Source organism: Streptomyces sp. DT224 (assembly GCF_049844595.1).
Classification (GTDB): Bacteria; Actinomycetota; Actinomycetes; order Streptomycetales; family Streptomycetaceae; genus Streptomyces.
The window spans coordinates 364,523-381,109 of sequence record NZ_JBNCLI010000002.1; the positions used below are offsets into that span (position 1 = coordinate 364,523).

At 70.0% G+C, this 16,587-nt stretch carries 14 protein-coding genes; 7 read left to right on the plus strand and 7 right to left on the minus strand.

The genetic code is table 11. The annotated features are described in order from the left end of the window. Both galE and ACLQ2N_RS05255 read right to left on the minus strand, forming a co-directional pair. Positions 1 to 1,095: a UDP-glucose 4-epimerase GalE gene (galE, locus tag ACLQ2N_RS05250; RefSeq protein ID WP_425809516.1), complete on the minus strand. Its 1,095-nt coding sequence runs from the start codon at positions 1,093 to 1,095 to the stop codon at positions 1 to 3. Between the two features lie 11 nt (positions 1,096 to 1,106). Next, positions 1,107 to 2,936, minus strand: a complete 1,830-nt coding sequence (locus ACLQ2N_RS05255) for a glycosyltransferase (protein WP_425809518.1) — start codon at positions 2,934 to 2,936, stop codon at positions 1,107 to 1,109. 107 nt (positions 2,937 to 3,043) lie between these two features. Between ACLQ2N_RS05255 and ACLQ2N_RS05260 the strand changes: the two genes are divergently transcribed. Further along, positions 3,044 to 3,805: a TetR/AcrR family transcriptional regulator gene (locus tag ACLQ2N_RS05260; protein ID WP_425809520.1), complete on the plus strand. Its 762-nt coding sequence runs from the start codon at positions 3,044 to 3,046 to the stop codon at positions 3,803 to 3,805. A 594-nt stretch (positions 3,806 to 4,399) separates the two neighbouring features. On the opposite strand, the gene ACLQ2N_RS05265 is transcribed toward ACLQ2N_RS05260, so the two are convergent. After that, positions 4,400 to 4,732: an antibiotic biosynthesis monooxygenase gene (locus ACLQ2N_RS05265; RefSeq protein ID WP_425809522.1), complete on the minus strand. Its 333-nt coding sequence runs from the start codon at positions 4,730 to 4,732 to the stop codon at positions 4,400 to 4,402. A gap of 262 nt (positions 4,733 to 4,994) precedes the next feature. After that, complete coding sequence (locus ACLQ2N_RS05270) at positions 4,995 to 5,648, minus strand: TetR/AcrR family transcriptional regulator (RefSeq protein WP_425809524.1); 654 nt, start codon at positions 5,646 to 5,648, stop codon at positions 4,995 to 4,997. Positions 5,649 to 5,807: 159 nt separating this feature from the next. Between ACLQ2N_RS05270 and ACLQ2N_RS05275 the strand changes: the two genes are divergently transcribed. After that, entirely contained in the window at positions 5,808 to 6,404 is a 597-nt protein-coding gene (locus tag ACLQ2N_RS05275) for an NADPH-dependent FMN reductase (RefSeq protein ID WP_425809526.1), read from the plus strand. Between the two features lie 17 nt (positions 6,405 to 6,421). Beyond that, positions 6,422 to 7,564, plus strand: coding sequence for a serine hydrolase domain-containing protein (locus ACLQ2N_RS05280; protein ID WP_425809528.1), 1,143 nt, complete (start codon positions 6,422 to 6,424; stop codon positions 7,562 to 7,564). Between the two features lie 176 nt (positions 7,565 to 7,740). On the opposite strand, the gene ACLQ2N_RS05285 is transcribed toward ACLQ2N_RS05280, so the two are convergent. Further along, complete coding sequence (locus ACLQ2N_RS05285; RefSeq protein WP_425809530.1) at positions 7,741 to 8,715, minus strand: LLM class flavin-dependent oxidoreductase; 975 nt, start codon at positions 8,713 to 8,715, stop codon at positions 7,741 to 7,743. An 85-nt stretch (positions 8,716 to 8,800) separates the two neighbouring features. On the opposite strand from ACLQ2N_RS05285, the gene ACLQ2N_RS05290 reads away from it, so the two are divergent. Beyond that, positions 8,801 to 9,580, plus strand: coding sequence for a helix-turn-helix domain-containing protein (locus tag ACLQ2N_RS05290; RefSeq protein WP_425809532.1), 780 nt, complete (start codon positions 8,801 to 8,803; stop codon positions 9,578 to 9,580). Here ACLQ2N_RS05290 and ACLQ2N_RS05295 read toward each other — a convergent pair. Next, positions 9,559 to 9,981: a hypothetical protein gene (locus ACLQ2N_RS05295; protein WP_425809534.1), complete on the minus strand. Its 423-nt coding sequence runs from the start codon at positions 9,979 to 9,981 to the stop codon at positions 9,559 to 9,561. The genes ACLQ2N_RS05290 and ACLQ2N_RS05295 overlap by 22 nt on opposite strands. A gap of 458 nt (positions 9,982 to 10,439) precedes the next feature. Here ACLQ2N_RS05295 and ACLQ2N_RS05300 point away from each other — a divergent pair, with 458 nt between their 5' ends. Further along, entirely contained in the window at positions 10,440 to 12,488 is a 2,049-nt protein-coding gene (locus tag ACLQ2N_RS05300; protein ID WP_425809536.1) for a sensor histidine kinase, read from the plus strand. A gap of 17 nt (positions 12,489 to 12,505) precedes the next feature. On the opposite strand, the gene ACLQ2N_RS05305 is transcribed toward ACLQ2N_RS05300, so the two are convergent. Further along, entirely contained in the window at positions 12,506 to 13,114 is a 609-nt protein-coding gene (locus ACLQ2N_RS05305) for a response regulator transcription factor (RefSeq protein WP_425809538.1), read from the minus strand. Between the two features lie 119 nt (positions 13,115 to 13,233). Between ACLQ2N_RS05305 and ACLQ2N_RS05310 the strand changes: the two genes are divergently transcribed. After that, entirely contained in the window at positions 13,234 to 13,965 is a 732-nt protein-coding gene (locus ACLQ2N_RS05310) for an ABC transporter ATP-binding protein (protein WP_425809540.1), read from the plus strand. Continuing rightward, positions 13,965 to 16,394 carry an ABC transporter permease gene (locus tag ACLQ2N_RS05315; protein WP_425810207.1) on the plus strand — a complete coding sequence of 810 codons (2,430 nt, stop codon included), beginning with the start codon at positions 13,965 to 13,967 and terminating at the stop codon, positions 16,392 to 16,394. Before ACLQ2N_RS05310 ends, ACLQ2N_RS05315 begins: the two co-directional genes overlap by 1 nt. Positions 16,395 to 16,587: the final 193 nt, after the last annotated feature.

Here is a 16,587-nt window from a genome sequence, read left to right on the forward strand (position 1 = left end):
TCACTCCTTTGGGGCTTCCCTGCCGGAAGAACCGGCATAGCCGGATGGATTGAGCTTTTGGAACCGCCACGTGTCCCGGCACATGGCTGCCAGATCCAGTGCGGGCCTCCATCCCCAGGCGCTGGCTACCGCGGCCGCGTCGGCGACCAGTTCGGTCACGTCTCCGGGACGGCGCGGCTTGATGTCGTACGGGATGGGCCTGCCGGACGCTTCACGGAAGGCCGCGACGACGTCGAGGACCGACCAGCCCCGGCCGGCACCGAGGTTGAACACGTGCATTCCGGGACCGTCGGCGAAGTGGTCCAGCGCGACACGGTGTGCCTCCACCGTGTCCATGACGTGCAGGTAGTCGCGGACGGGTGTTCCGTCGGGTGTCGCGTAGTCGTCCCCGAACACGGGCAGGCGCGCGCGGCGGCCGACGGCCACCTGTGCCAGGTATGGCATCAGGTTGTCCGGGGTTCCCGACGGGTCCTCCCCGAGCAGTCCGCTGGGATGGGCGCCGACCGGGTTGAAGTAGCGCAGGCAGAATGCTGTGAATTCCGGCATCCGTCGGCACACGTCGGCGATGATCTGCTCGCAGGCCCACTTGGAGGCGGCGTACGGATTGGTGGGCCGGGCCGGGGTCGCCTCACTGAGCCGTCCGCCTCCCGCGTCTCCGTACAGGGAGCAGGACGAGGAGAAAACCAGTCGGTTCACCCCGTGTTCGTGCATCGCCCGCAGCAGCGAAGTCGTCCCGCCGACATTGACGTCGTAGTACTCGACGGGCATCCGTGTCGACTCACCGACGGCCTTCAGAGCGGCGAAGTGTACGACGGCGTCCACGGAGTGGCGGTCGAAGACTGCCGAAAGGGCGCGCCGATCACGGATGTCCAGCTCGTACACGGCGCCGACGAAACGGCCGGCTATCCGCTGCACACGGGCGAAGACCTGTGGGCTGCTGTTGGAGTAGTTGTCGACCACGATCAACTCGTAGCCGTGGTCCAGAAGTTCGACGCAGGCGTGTGAGCCGATGAAGCCTGCTCCGCCGGTGACGAGAATCGTGGCGGGCGAACGGGTGCGGCCGTCCCGGTTGTGCGCGTGTGCGCGTGCGTTCATGGTCACTGCACTCACCAGCCAAGGACGGCGGCCGCGTAGGCCGGATAGAAGACGATTGCCGCGATGACGGGCAGCGACGAGAGGAGACCGATGCCCAAGGACAGGCGTGCGGTGCGCAGCGCGGCGAAGAAGCGCGTCCCGGAGGCCCTGGCCGCTTCCCGTACATGAAGCAGGGGAACGGCGAGCGCTACTGTCGCGTAGACGATCGCTCCGAGGAGACAGAGGAAGACGTATCCCGCTGACGGACCGGTCAGTTCCCCGTACAGGGCGGCCGAGGACAGCAGCACGGCGATGGTCGCGAACGGTGAGGTCAGCCGCGCCGGCAGTGTCCCCGGCTCGCTCTTGTCCTTGGGAGTGACCTTGAAAGTCAGCTGTGTGTGCCAGAACTTCTGACGTGCCGCGCCGAACAGACCCCAGACGACGAAGGGCCATCGGGCAACCGTGAACAGCCAGGTCTCCCAGCTCATCAAGGGAGCGGTCCGCGGACGCATCAGCTGTCGGTGCCGCAGCAGACCGAGCGTCAGCAACAGCCATACGGGCATCAGCCAGAAGTGCAGCAGGAAGTCGAAGTAGTTGACGTTCATCCACGGCAGCCCCGTGATGACGGCAACCGGCGGAAGGATCAGGCCGGACACGATCATCAGACCGAGGAGCGGGTAGTACACCAGCGCGTAGCCGAACCGCAGCCGGAGAAGCGCGGGAAGCCGACGCAGATGGCGGGGCAGCAGGCCCAGCAGCATCGTGGTGAGACTCCGTGACCACTGGTACTCCTGCGTGACCATGTCGGCGAAGCTCAGGGGCCCGTCGCCGTGCGCCTCGGCGTCGACGGCGAAGGCGCCGTGCCAGCCTGCCGAGTTGAGCAGGAAAGTGGTGGAGAAGTCCTCGGCCAGCTCGGGCCCGAGACCGCCGATGTCGCGCAGAGCACAGGTACGCACCGCATAGTGGGATCCGATGCACATCGGGGCGAGCCCGTCACTGTGGCCCAGTTGCACGGCGCCGTGCCAGATCGCTTCGCGATGCAGCCGGCCCCGTGCCGACCAGGATGCGGCGTCAGTGGCATCGCACATGCTGGGGGCGGCGACGTAGCCGATGGCGGGGTCGCCGAACGGGCGGACCATCTCGGCGAGATACGTCGGGGCGGGCACGTGGTCGCAGTCCAGCTGTGCGACCACCGCGTAGCACCGGTAACCCCAGTGATCGTAGAAGTAGGCGAGGTTGCCTTCCTTGCACCTGGTCCGGCGGGGCCATCCGGCTCGGTGGTACGGGGAAACTCCGCGTCGGCACGATATCGCGACGTGGTTCTCGCGGCACCACCGTTCGATCTCCTCGGTCGGGTCCTCGTCGCACAGCCAGACGTCGTAGGCATGGGGAAAGTCCTGCGCCAGCATGGCTCGCAGGGTCTTTCGGACGGTGGGCCATGGTTCGGAAGGGGCGCGGGTCACCACGAAGGCGACCGGCGCCGACGGAACGCGCATCCGTGGATCGACCCGGCGCAGCCGCAGGGCGGTGATGAAGAAGTAGCAGGGGATGCCGGTGAGGTAGAGCAGCAGCAGGCTGTTGATGATGAGTCCCGCCCAGCCCGCACGGTGCTCGGGCTGCAGCCACCAGGACCAGAACCACAGGAAGGACACCACCCAGCAGCCGGCGATCGACCACAGTACGGCCCGGTCCCGGGTGGGGAGGACCGGGGTGAAGGTCGTCCGCCGGACGGTCCGGGCCCGGTAGGGGTGCGCGAAAGTGGGGCCCTCGTCGGAGATCCGTACGACGTTGCCTTCGGAGATCCGCGCCAGGTGACGCTCCACCTGGACAAGATCTTGCGGCTTCGGGTCACTGTGCGTCATAACAGGACGCTCCTGGTGTCTACGCCGTACATTGACGCTGTACGTTTACGTCGTATATGCCCGAGTTTGAGGGTATTGTTCACCTATGTCAACCGGAGGCGGTCATCGTGGATCAAGCCGAACGTGGGCCGGGGCGAAGGGCGGGCGACAAAGGGCGCTACGGCCGCCTCAGCAGAGAACGGGTACTGGCTTCCGCCCTCGACGTGGTCGACCGCGACGGGCTCTCCGGCCTCAGCATGCGCAAGCTCGGCGCGGAACTGGGCGTGGAGGCAATGGCCCTCTATCGCTACGCCCCCAGCAAGGACGCGCTGCTGGACGGGCTGGTCGACGTGTTCTGCGGCGAACTGGACCGGAATCTTGAGCGAACCCCTCCGCCGGGGCAGGGCCTCGAGGATCCCCCCACGCCTGACTGGCTGGCCCGGCTGCACCACATTGCACTGACCGCCTACGGCGTGGCTCTCCTGCACCCCAACGTGGTGCCGCTGCTGGCCACACGCCTGCTGTCCACCCCCATGGCCCAGCGGCCGCTGTCGGTGCTGCGGAGCGACGAACGCGTCCTGGCGCTGCTCCACGACGCAGGTTTCGATGACGGTGAGGTCCTGCGCATCCACCGGGCTTTCACTGCTTGGCTGCTCGGATTCCTGCTCGTGGAGCTGCGGGCGATGGACGACCAGCCGGACGAACCCGACCCCACGATCCGGCTGGGCCTGCACCGGCTGCCCGCACGCGAGCTGCCGCGCTTGCGAGTGACGGCCGTCGGGATGGCCGAGCGGGGTGGCCCGGCGGAGCTCGCGGCCGGCCTGGAGGCCCTGCTGGGGGTGGCGCCGGGGCCCTCCCGCCTCGAAGCCGGCTCCGAGGAGCCGGGGTGACCAGAGCCCGCCCGGGTGACTCGTCGCACTCGGAAGTCGACCACGCCGAAAGGCGGGAAGTCCCCTGATCAGAGGTGTCGGAGCCGTCCCCGGTCCGGCGTCACGCCGGTCCCGACGGCCGCCGCCCCTTGTAGTTGATCTTCATGGTGTCCACGTCGTCGCCATGGACCGCAGTTCGCCATGGCCGTAACCGGCCTTCCTCAGCGCCGCCACCGCGCGCTCCCCGGCGAGCGCGGCCGCCGACTACCCGCCGTCCGTTGCGTCCGACACGACCACGTGCCGGAAGCTGAGTGCTTCACCACGCGGTCGTACGTCAGCGGCCCCTCCCTGCTGAACTGCATCGCGGCCAGACATGCCGCTCCACCTCGGCGAGCAGCCACTCGCAGGCCTCGCCCCGAGCAGCGTCCGCGCGGCTCAGCTCAGCGTCCCGCCGTAACCGCTCGGGACAGGGACGCCGACCGGGCAGGAACTTCACGAGGGGAGCCGGGTGCACGTCCCAGCCCCTCTACGCGGACACCTTCCCGGGTTTCGGCGTGCCCGCGGCGGAGCACCGGCCGTGGCGCTGGTCCGGCCCCACCCGGGCTGCCGCACTGCTCACACGGGACGCGTGGCTTCCGGCGTCAACAACGTCTCGTAGTGAGCGGACCGCTCGTCGAACCGCGCCAGGACGGCCCTCGCCTCGGCCGGAACATGCGCGACCTCGTAGTCCGGGCCGATGAACTCCCGGACGGTCTCGATCGAGTCGAACAACATAACGGTGGAGAACTCGACCTCGCCTCCGTCAAGCGGACGCCGAAGCAGGTAGGCGCCGTTGTAGCCGACGAGCTTGCGCTCGGCGATGGCAGGCAGCACACGCGTGCTGACGATCGACTCGTAGGCGTCGGCGTTCTCGGGTGTCGTCCACCCTCGCCAAATTCGAACAATCATGCGAATAGGCTAGCGTCTGCCCGACGTCCGATCCACAGGTTTAGGCAGATTGCCCGGCGCGCGCCCGGGAAGGTGTCGAGCGGACCGATACGGGGCCACCCCCGCAGCAATCAGCCCTCCCCGGGCCCGCCAGCGCCCTCTTCCGGTGCAGACGGGTCGCCCGTCTCGCCATGCAGGACACCGGCCTGACCCCTTGGGGGCCATCGCCGGACTCACGTGGCGCGGTCCGCCCACTCCAGGACGACTCCGGAGCGCACGCGGATCACGCCCTGCGGTAGTACGCCAGGAACATATCCACTCCGCGCTCGACCAGGCGTTCGGCGAGCTCGGAGGTGAGGCGTTCGCCGTACGCACTGTGCACGACATGGGGGTAGAGGACCAACGCATAGAACTGGAGGATCGCCACCTCCATGTCGGAGATGTCCAGCTCCGCGCTGGACTCGAGTGCGGCGGCGAGCGGTCCGGCAAAGCGGTCCGGCCCCTGGGTGCGCCAGGCGCGGCCCAGTTGGGGGAAGCGGCCGGACTCGGCGGCGATCAGGGCGCGCAGCGCCAGCACCTCGTCCTGGGCGATGCCTTGGACCCAGCCGCGCGCCGCGGCGGCGAGTACCTCGCGGATGTCGTCGTCGGCGGCGAGCTGATGGCCCATGAGTCGAGCCGAGTCGCCCAGGGCCTGTTCGAGGGCGTCGCCGACCACCTCGGTGAACAGGTCCTCCTTGCTGCCGAAGTGGTTGTAGATCGTCACCTTCGACACGCCCGCCTCGGTGGCGATCTGATCCACGCCGACGCCGAAGCCGTGGCGCAGGAACTGTTCTCGGGCAGCCGTGATGATCGCCGCGTGCTTGCGGGCCGCCCGTTCCCCGGTCGGCTTCGCTCTCGGAGTCGGCTGCGGTTGCTGCTTGATCGTGGAGTCCTTCATCGACTGCATCCTAGCAACTTCCTGAACTGAACAGTTGAGTTCATATTGAACTGCACTGTACAGTTCATTCCGTTCCCGCCGCCGGCTTCGCAGCACGAGTGCAGCGAGCGGCGCGCAACGACCTACCCGCCGACAAAGCAACGGAGTGGGAAACCCACCATGAGCCAGAGCACCATCGACGTCCTCGCCATCTCCGGCAGCCTCCGGGCCGACTCCCACAACACGGCTCTGCTGCGCGCCGCTCGCACCGTCGCACCCGACGGCGTCTCCATCGACCTCTACGACGGGCTCCGCGACATCCCCCCGTACGACCTGGACCTTGACACCCCGGACCTGCGCCCGGCCCCCGTCACCCGGCTCCGCGCCCGCATAACCGCCGCGGACGCCCTGCTGATCGCCACCCCCGAGTTCAATTACTCGATGCCGGGCGTGCTGAAGAACGCCCTCGACTGGGTCAGCACCGACTGGACCGGCACCGAGGGCCTGCCGCTGCATCGCAAGCCGGTCGCCCTCACCGGGGCTGCTCCCACCAACTTCGGCTCGGTACGAGCACAGTTGGCACTGCGGCAGGTCTTCCTCTGGACGGACTCGGACCTGGTGGTGAAGCCGGAGGTCATCGTCTTCCGGTCGCATGAACGCTTCGACGAGAAGGGCAACCTCGTGGACCCCACCACCACCCGTCTCCTGACCGACCTCCTCGTAGCCCTCCGCCGCAAGGTGGAGACGGCCCGTTCCGCCGCACCGGCCACGGCCTGACCGAAGGGGAATCCCTGATGAACACCTCACTCGGGACCACGGTGCACGGCACCGTTGACGAACAATTCTCCGGTGTGCGCGAGGAGTTCGCCGCGCTGGCGCGCGAGGAACCCGGCCTGAGCGCACAGCTGTCCGTGCGGTTGCACGGACGCCGGGTCGTCGACCTGTGGACCGGCCCGGATGTCACCGGAGACTCCCTGCTCGCCCTCTACTCCTCCGGCAAGGGCGCAGCACACCTCGTCACCGCGCTCCTCGTCCAGGACGGCGTGCTGCACCTCGACCGGCCCGTTGCCGACGACTGGCCCGAGTTCGCCACCGGCGGCAAAGCCGGCCTCACCCTTCGCGACCTGCTGTCCCACAAAGCCGGACTCCTCGGCACCCCCGAAGGGCTCAGCACCGCGGAACTTGCCGACGAACAGCGGTTGGCCGAGCTGCTCGCGCCTCTGCCCCCGGTCTGGGCGCCGGGCACCGGATACGGCTACCACGCCTTCACCGCAACCGCCCTGACCGGCGAGCTGATCCGCCGCACCACCGGTCGCACCCTCCAGGACCACTACGCCGAGCGGCTGCGGATCCCGTACGGCCTGGACTTCCACCTGGGCCTTCCCGAGAGCGAGGAGCCCCGCTACCTGCCCGCCCACCCCGCACGGACCGCCCCCGACCTGCAGCCCACGGGACTGACCGCCTTCGCCTTCAACGCGCACGCCGACCCGCCCACCGACCTGGTGACCTACGCCAACACGCGTGCGGTTCGCGCGCTGGGCTCCGCCTCATCGGGAAGCGTCGGCACGGCGCGCGGCCTGGCCAAGCTGTACGCCGCCGCGGTCTCCACGGTCGATGGCCGCGCCCCGCTTCTCAGCCCGGAGGTACTCGCGGAGTTCACCACCCCGCACACCCCTGGAGCCGACTTGGTAACGGGGGAAGAGGATCACTTTCTGCTCGGCTTCGAGGCCCAGGGCGTCCGGTACAGCGGGCTATTGAGCGCGCGGGCCTTCGGCCACAGCGGCGCGGTCGGCGCGCAGTCCTTCGCCGACCCCGAAACCGGCATCGCCTACAGCTACACCCGCCGCCGCTTCCCGCCCGGCGGCGGTGGCGGAGCCTCGGAGAACCACCGCCTGATCGCCGCGGTCACCGAGACAGTGGCGGCCGTGCAGCGGTGACGCCGAAGCGCGCCGGCGCCCGGGTCGTCGCGGTCGAACTCTCCACGCTGCACCTCGGCGTCACTGTCTCCTGGTCGCAGGCAAGCACCCAAGGGCACGAGCTTCCGCAGTCGCCATCGTCTCACTGCCCACGTTCTGTCCCGTGGCTGTCGCTTCGGGTCGGCTGGGTGCCGGGGTCAGGAGCCTTCCGAGGTGGAGTGGTGGCGCCCTGCCACTTCGAGGGCGGGGATGAGGTCTGCGATCCGGTCGAGCTGCTCGCGCTGGGAGTGCAGGTCCAGGGCACCGAGACGGGCGACGATGTGCCGGGCACCTGCGGCAACGTACCGCCCCAGGTACTCAAGCACCTCGGCCGCGGAGCCGGTGACCACCGCCTGGATCCTTTCCAGCTCCTCCAGGGGCATTCCGTATGTGGCCCGGGCGTAGCCGTCCATGGCCCGACGGCCGCTCTCGACGTCGTTGTCGATCCGTACCGAGACGAAGAGCGCGGGGGTGATGCCCTCGGTCCCGCGTCCTGCGTCGGTTGCCGCCTTATGGACATCGCGGAGGCCGGAAGCATAGTCGCCGGGGTCGGGCGGATAGGGCAGCCATCCGTCGTACAGCCGGCCGGCGCGGATCAGCGCTGCGGGGGTCGCACCTCCGAGCCAGATGGGCGGACCGCCGGCTCTGGGCGGCTTGGTCGTGGGCGGGATGTCGTCGAACCGGAAGATCTCGCCGTGGAAGGCGTCGGCACCGTCCCACAGGGCCCGCCACAGCGCGACGGTTTCGTCCAGGCGGGTGAAGCGCCTTTCCCACGGCAGCTCGGACAGTGTGTAGAGGGGCCGCCCGAACCGGCCGGGGAAGCCGGCGCCGACGGTCACTGCAAGCCTGCCGGCGGACAGCAGGTCGATCGATGCGAGTGCCTGCGCGGCCTGGACCGGCCGACGCAGGAACGGCATCAATGCGGCTGTGCCCAGCGTCACGGTCTCGGTCACCGGAGCGAGTGCGGCCAGCATCGTGAGCGCCTCGACGCGCGGGCTGATCAGAGAATCGTTGACGAAGAGCGAGGAGAAGCCCGCGCGTTCGGCGCAGCGGCCGAACGCGATCAGCTCGCGCGCGTCGTCGGCAGGGCCCCACTGGGCGGTTCCGGTCGGAAGCAGTACACCGATGTCCATGCCGGCCATGCTCACGAGCGGAGCGAGTGGCGACAATTCCCTGCGGGGAATGGCCTGGGGCCCTCGCCGCCGGTACAACAGGCTCGTGGACTTCCCTCGTGCGCTTCGTGAACGTCGTACCCGCCTTCATGTCAGCCAGCTGGATCTGGCGCTGCGAGCGGGCACCACCCAGCGCCACCTCAGCTTCATCGAATCCGGCAGGTCCGTCCCGGGCCGCAACATGGTGGTGCGCCTGGCCGAGTCGCTGGAGCTGCCGCTGCGGGAGCGCAACGAGTTGCTGCTGGCCGCCGGGTACGCGCCCGCCTACCCGGAGAGTTCTCTGGACGATCCGGTGCTGGCCCCCGTGCGCACGGCGATCGACCACATCCTCCGCGGGCATCTGCCGTATCCGGCGCTGGTTGTGGACCGAAACGGTGACCTGGTCGCCGCGAACACCGCATTCGACCTGATCACCGACGGGGCTGCTGACGAGCTGGTGGGTCCGGGCACGAACGTCTACCGCCTGGCCCTGCATCCCGACGGCCTTGCTCCCCGTATTCTCAACCTCGCCGAATGGGCGCGCCACATCCTGATACGCCTTGGTCATCTGGAGGATTTGCGCGCCGAACTCACCGGGTACGTTCCCGAGCTGGAGCTGTCCGCCGGGCCACTCGGATTCGCAGTGCCGCTCCGCCTGCTGTCCTCATACGGTGAGCTCCGCCTGATGACTACTGTGACGACCTTCGCCACCGCCGTCGACGTGACGCTTGCCGAGCTGAAGCTGGAGGCGTTCCTGCCGGCCGACCCGGCGACGGCCGAGGCTCTCTCAGCAGCCGCCGGGGCAATGGCCTGTGCTGACGCCGCTCAGGAGCCCGGGAACATGTAATCGGTCTTGATGCGGCCGTTGTCGTCGACTACGAGGATGTCCGAACCACCACCCATCGCGTCGCCGGTTGCGGTGGACACCACCTCCCACCCGATCCTCACCACGTCATTGAGGCGTATCGCACCGGGGCGCGCCCGGAAGACGAATCCCTGTTCCTCCACGAACCGCTCGTAGCTTCGCGCCACTCGGGTCTCGATGGCGTCGTACCCCCGTGCCTCCAGCGTCGGGTGGTCGAAGCCGAGTTCCGCGGCGGTCTCCCGTATCGCCGCAGGCGGGTGAAGGATGTGGGTGCCGTCCTCGGCCCACAGTCGCTCGATGACTGCGCGGCGCTCCACCGCGTCGCGCACGTTCCATTGAGCGATGTAGCCGTCGGCCAGTTGCTGCGGGTCGGTCTCGATCATCTTCGTCTCCTTGCCCGGGCAGGTCCCGTCGGACCAGATCCTGCGCGGCACGGTGGAGACCGACAATTCCCTGCGAGGAATACAGCCCGCAGGCCGGCGCCGAGGCCCTCGAGGGCGGGCAGCACCCGGACCCGTACGAGTCCGCCGGATGCGATACGTGCCGAGGCGCTCGCGTATCCACGGTGCACGGACCGCGTAGGCGGACTCGTCCAGCCGGTTGAGCTCCCGTAGGGGGAGGCACGCGAGTGTGGGCATGGACGGAGACGGCAGCGCGCCCTTCATGATCGGTGGCCCGGGCCGGCGGACCGGGCTGACGGTCGAAACCATCCGGTTCCACTCCGTCACGGGGACCGTGCCGACGGCAGATACCGGTCAGCGAGGACGCGGCCACCGACGTAGGATTCGCTGGATCGTTGGGGGGCGGGGGCGTTGTGACGAGATCTGCAAGGGCGAGCACCGTGGCCGTGCTGGCCGCCTTCGCGTCCGTCTACGTGCTCGCGGGATCGTTCGCGGCCGTGATCGTGTTCGGGCTGCAACTCTTCCATGTGCTGCGAGCCCCGCGCCGGTACCGGGGCCGGTGGCTGCTGCTCGCGCAGGCGTGCGCCGGATACGGTGCGGTGCTGGGCTCCGGAGCGTCCGTGGGGATTCTGGGTTTCCTCGGTGGTTCGCTGCTGCTGTGCCGTCGTCCCTGGCCGCTGGTGGCTCTGCCGGTCGCGGCGAGCGCGGTGTTCCTCGGCTCCACGGACGCGGCCATCAGCATGGTGCTGATCAGCCTGGTGGTGTACGGGCTGACCAGGCTCACCGATCGCGCCGAGGAGGCGGATGCCGCACGGGTCGGCGGCGTGGTGGCGGCCGTCGCCGAGGAACGGCTGCAGATCTCCGTCGAACTCGGTGACGGTCTGGGGCGCGGTCTCGCGGAGATCGGCACGGCCGCACGGGCCGTGCTGGCCCGCCCGGACCGCGCCGCCGTCGTGCTCGCCGAGGTCACCGATTCGGCGCGGGCCTGCCTCACCTCTGCCCGGCAGTCGGCGGCCTCGTACAGGGCCATGTCGCTCGCCCCGGAACTGACCACCGCTCGCGCCTTGTTGCAGGCCGCCGGTGTCGAGGTGGAGGTGCTCACCGGGCATGCGGAACCGTTGGGTTCCTCCGGCGCTCTCCTGGCTCACGTACTCCGCGAGGCGGTGACCGGTGTCGTGCGCCGGGGTGCCACCGTCTGCCGTATCGAGACGTCCGCTGCACATGGGCGGGTGAGGCTGCGCGTCGTCAGCGACTCCGTGCGGACCGCCGACGACGAGATCCTCGGGGACGTACCGCTCCGGGTGGCGGAGGCAGGCGGCAGTGTGACGACCGGGCTGACCCCTGAGGGCCGGTACTTCACCGAGGCGGTCCTTCCCGGAGCGGTTGCCGTCGTGCCGGAGCCCGAGGACGACGGCTGGGCGTACCGGGTGTCCATCGTCCTTCTCGCGGTCGTCCTGACCGGGTTCTGCGCCAAGGCGCTGCTGCTGCTCGACGCTCCTCGGTTGCTGCTGCCCGCGGCAGCCGGGTTCGCGTTGATCGTCTACCTCCAGATGTCGTCGGTGCACGGGCGGCACCCGTACAAGCTGACGGTGATGACCCTGCTCGCTTTTGTCCCCATGCCGGTGTTCGGGCAGGCGTGGCTGGGTGTTCCCGGATTCGTCGCCGGACCTCTGCTGCTCGCTCTGCCCTGGCACCTGGCGTGGCCGTCGGTGGCCGCCGTGGCCGGAGTCGTGGCCTGGATGGCGGTGCGGCTCGGGCTTCCCGCCGGCGCCGTCGTCAACTACACCGTGTCCTGCGTGGTGACGGGCCTGGTGGTACACGGACTGCTGCGGCAGGCTCAGATCATCAGGGACCTGCGCCGGGACCAGGGCCGTCAGGCGCGTGCCGCCGTGGTCGAGGAACGGCTGCGCGCGGCCCGTGACCTGCACGATCTGCTGGGGCACAGCCTGGCGGCCATTCTCCTCAAGTGTGAACTGGCCCGCCGGCTGCCATGGGAGCGCGCGCGTGCGGAACTGGCCGACGTGCTTGCCATGACGGCGCGTGGGGAAGCGGATCTGCGGTCGGCCTCGGGCGGGGAGGTGCGGATGGCACTGGCGTCGGAGGCCGAGTCGGCGAGGGCGGTGCTGATCGCGGCCGGGATCGAGGTGAAGGTGCGGTTGGGGCACAGCGTGTCGACGCCGACGGCGGAGACCGTGCTGAGTGCCGGGTTGCGTGAGGCGGTGACGAACGTCCTGCGGCACAGCTCCGCCACGCTCTGCGAGATCAGTACGGAGTGCACGGCCGAAGCCACCCTGCTGCGGGTCCGCAACGACGGGGCGTCCGGCGTCGGCGGCCGTCCCGGATCATCCGGCCTCGGTAACCTGACGACGCGTCTGGCAGCTCTGGGTGGCACATTGACCGCTGAGGCGGCGGACGGCTGGTTCACGTTGGAGGCGTGGCTGCCGGCCGCCGCAGACCGCGGCGGCACGCATGAGGGGCACAGACCCTGAGATCCGCCGGCCAGACCCTAGATCCAGCCCGCTTCCGAGGCGATGCGGGCTGCGTCTGTGCGGTTTCGTGCGTTGAGCTTGGCGACGATCGCGGTGAGGTAGTTGCGTACGGTACCGGCCGAAAGGTGCAGCTGGGCGGCGACCTCGGTGGCCTCCGCACCCGCCGCCACCAGCCGGAGTACGGCGGCGTCGCGCGCGGTGAGCGGGTTGTCGGCCAGGTCCCAGGCGGTGACCGCCAGCGAGGGGTCGAGCACCCGTTCGCCGCCCGCGACCTTGCGGACGGCGGCGAGAAGTTCGTCGGGGGGTGCGGTCTTCAGGACGAAACCGTGGACCTGGGCGGCGAGCGCCCTGCGCAGGTGGCCGGGTTTGCCGTACGCGGTGAGCATGAGGAGCCGGCAGCCGGGGACCTTCGCGGTGATGCGCGCCGCCGCGTCGAGGCCGTCCATGTCGCCGGGCATATCGATGTCGAGGACCGCCACGTCGGGCTGGTGGACCATGGCCTTGGCCAGAGCGGTCGCGCCCGTGTCGGCGTCCGCGACGATGTCGATGTCGTCCTCCATGCCGAGCAGCATGGCCAGCGCGGTGCGGATCACGTGCTGGTCCTCGGCCAGCAGTACGCGTATCACCTTGGGGCCTCTCCTCGGTTCGGCGCGATGGGTGGCGATGTCCGGATCATGACGAGGTCATGGTAGACCCGGGACGACGTCCATGGGACTCGTCCCCGCAGGTCAGCAGAGTTGAACTCATGACGGATGCAGTGCAGTTGGAAGCCGTGAGCAAGGTCTACGGCAAGGGTCAGGGCGCGGTGGCCGCTCTGCGTGAGGTGTCAGTACGGATCCCGACGGGTTCGTTCACGGCCGTGATGGGGCCCTCGGGGTCGGGAAAGAGTACGTTTCTGCACTGTGCGGCCGGGCTCGACACCCCGTCGTCGGGGTCCGTGCGGCTCGGTGACACGGAGCTCGCGGGTATGGACGAGACGAGGCTGACGAAGCTGCGGCGCCGCCGGGTCGGGTTCGTCTTCCAGTCGTTCAACCTCGTCCCCTCGCTGAACGTCCTGGAGAACATCACCCTGCCGATGCGACTGGCCAATGCCCGCGTGGAACGGGCATGGCTGGACGAGATCGTGGTGCGGGTCGGCCTCACGGGCCGCGTGGGTCACCGCCCCGCTCAGCTTTCCGGCGGTCAGCAGCAGCGTGTGGCGATCGCGCGGGCGCTCGTCACCCGGCCCGAAGTGGTCTTCGGTGACGAGCCGACCGGCGCGCTGGACACGGTGACGGCCCGCGAGGTGCTGACCCTGCTGCGCGACGTGACCGATGCGATGGGGCAGACGGTGGTGATGGTGACCCACGACCCGATGGCGGCCTCGTACGCGGACACCGTGCTGTTCCTGGCCGACGGCCGGATCGTGGACGCGATGACGGACCCGACGGCGGACCGGGTCGCCGAGCGCATGACCCGGCTGGGGGCGTGGACGTGATGATGGGTTTCGCTCTGAAGACGCTGCGGCACCGCAAGGCCGCCTTCGCCGGCGCGTTCGTCACCCTGCTGTGCGCCGCGGCGCTGGTCACCGGCTGCGGGATGCTGCTGGAGACCGGCCTGCGGGGCGACGTGGCGCCCGAACGGTACGCGGGCACCCCGGTCGTCGTCGCCGGTGACCAGTACGTGCACCAGACCATCGTCAAGAAGAAGGGCAAGAAGAAGCACAAGGCCAAGCAGATCGCCGAGCGGCGGTGGGTTCCCGCCTCGCTGGCGGACGAGTTGCGCAAGCTGCCCGGTGTGCGGAAGGTCGTGGCCGAGGTGACCTTCCCGGTCCACGAGGACGGCGGGCGCGAAGCGCTGGGTCACGGCTGGGATTCGGCCGCCCTGACACCGTTCACGCTGGCCACCGGCCGGGCCCCGAAGGCCGCGGACGAAGTGGTGGTGGACGCCGCGTCCGGTCAGCGCGTGGGGACCCGGCTCAAGGCGCAGACACCGGCAGGCCCGGCCACCTACCGGGTGGTGGGGGTGACCCGGCAGCACCTGAGCAGTCAGCACACCCTGTTCTTCTCCCCCGCGCAGGCCGAACGGCTGGCCGGACGGCCGGGACAGGTCACGGCGCTCGGCGTCTTCCCGCAGGTGGACGTGACGAAGATCGAGCGATCCGGTGAAGTGGTCGCGTACTCCGGTGACGAGCGGGGCAAGGCGGAGTTCTTCGACGCGGAGCAGGCGCGGATCAAGCTGATCAGTCTGGGTGGTGCGCTGGGCGGTACGGCGCTGCTGGTGGCGGTGCTCGTGGTGGTGGGCACGTTCGCCCTGTCCGTGCAGCAGCGGCAGCGGGAGATCGCGCTGCTGCGGGCTGTCGCGGCGACGCCGAAGCAGTTGCGCAAACTGCTGGGCGGCGAGGCGCTGCTGGTCGCCGCCGTCGCCTCGGTGTGCGGTGCGGGGGCCGGGCTGGGGGTGGGATTCTGGCTCCGGTCGAAGTTCGTGGAGCTGGGGGCCATGCCGGAGCAGCTGAAGCTGGTCGTCAGCCCGTTCCCGGCGGCGGCCGCGGTGCTGGCCACGCTGGTCGCGGCCTGGGCGGCGGCGCGTCTGTCGGCCCGGCGGGCGGCGCGGATCCGGCCGGTCGAGGCGCTCGGCGAGGCGGCCATGCCCGCGGCGCGGCTGCCGTGGCCCCGACTGCTGGCGGGGGTCCTGGTGGCGGCGGGCGCGGTGACGCTGACGTTGGTCCTGTCCACGCTGACGACGGAGGCGGCCTCAGGGCCGCTGACCATGGTCACCGCCCTGCTGTGGACTGTGGCGGTCTCGGTGCTGGGCCCGCTGGTGGTGCGGGCTGCGGTGACGCTGCTCGGGCCGGCGCTGCGGACTTCGCGGACCAGCGGCTACCTGGCCGCCGCGAATCTGCGTGCGCGTGCGCGCCGGCTGGCTTCCGTGGTGGCGCCGCTGACCCTGATGATCGGGGTGACCTGCACGATCCTGTTCGTACCGACGACGATGGGGCACGCGGCCCGGGCGGAGGCCGAGGCGGGCAACCGGGCCGACTACGTGCTGGGTCCGCATCTCTCTTCCGTTTCGGCGGCTCGCCTGCGGGAGCACACCGGGGTCACGGCGGTCACGGAGGTGCTGCACACCTCGGTACGCGTGGGACTGACGAAGTACGGGGCGCAGGGGGTCTCGCCGCAGGGCCTGGCCCGGACGTCGGACCTCGGCGTGCGATCGGGGTCCCTGGACCGGCTCGGCCCGGACACCGTTGCCGTCAGCGAGAGCGCGGCCGACCGGCTGCACGTCGCCGTCGGGGAAAGGATGGCCCTGACCCTCGGCGACGGCACGCCGGTCCGGCTGCGGGTGATCGCCGTGTACGCGCGTGGCCTCGGGTTCGGTGAGCTGACCCTGGATCACGGGCTGATGGCCCGGCACGTGGACGATCCGACGGGCACGCTGCTCGTCGCCGCGCCGGGGCTGAGCCGTACGGACGTGGCGGCGGCAGTGCCGGGGGCCGCGGTCCTGGACCGTGCCCAGGCGGTCGCGGCGGCTGCCCCGGACGCGGAGGTCAACTACGTCGCCATGGGGCTGATCATCGCGTTCACCGCGATCGCCGTGGTCAACACCCTCGCCATGTCGATCAGCGACCGCACCCGGGAGCTCGCGCTGCTGCGGCTGGTCGGCACCACTCGGCGGCAGATCCTGCGGATGCTGCGTCTGGAGACCCTGACGGCACTGGTCATCGCCGCGGTGCTCGGTACGGCCCTGTCGGTGATCACCCTGACGGCGTTCAGTACCGGGATGACCGGGGCCGCCCCAAACATTCCGCCGGCCACTTATGCGGCGGTCCTCGCCGCGGCGGCCGGTCTGGCTCTGGTGGCCACGGGGCTGCCGGCCCGGGTCGCGCTGCGGCAGCACGCGGCGGAGGCGGTGGCCGGAGGCGAGTGAGGTGAGGGGCGACCCTCGCTCTGCCCCACGCCGTCAACGGGGTGGGGCAGAGCGAGGGGTTGACCGGGACGGATGTGGCGGAGGGGAGTCCAGGCGGGCGGGGCGAGTTTCCTCGGACGTGCCGGATGAGCGCCCATCGGCGACACCGTGGTGGACCGGAGCATGCCATCGCTCCCTCTGTGACGTATGGGCC